A 244-nucleotide genomic window follows, 5' to 3' on the forward strand; every position below is an offset into this window, starting at 1 on the left:
ACCCCAATTGAATGTGTATGGTGCAGAACCTCCTACTGGAGTTAAATTAATAGATCCGGTTGATCCTCCGTTACATGCAATATTGGTTACCACAGTCGTTCCTGAAACAGCACTTGACTGAGTAATCGTAACAGTTCTTGTCAGTGTACATCCGTTAGCATCAGTAGCAGTTACTGTATAAGTACCCGCAGCTAATCCTGTTGCCGTAGCAGCAGTACCTCCGGATGGAGACCATGAATAAGTG

Annotated in this window: 1 protein-coding gene; it reads right to left on the reverse strand. The window is 44.7% G+C overall.

Annotated features, from left to right (window positions below; all coding sequences use genetic code 11):
- Positions 1–244, reverse strand: a 244-nt coding sequence (locus tag AC2A07_RS19800; RefSeq protein WP_484051814.1) for a SprB repeat-containing protein, incomplete at both ends; no start/stop codon positions are given.

This window comes from Chryseobacterium sp. HNCC26DJ238 (genome assembly GCF_057180465.1).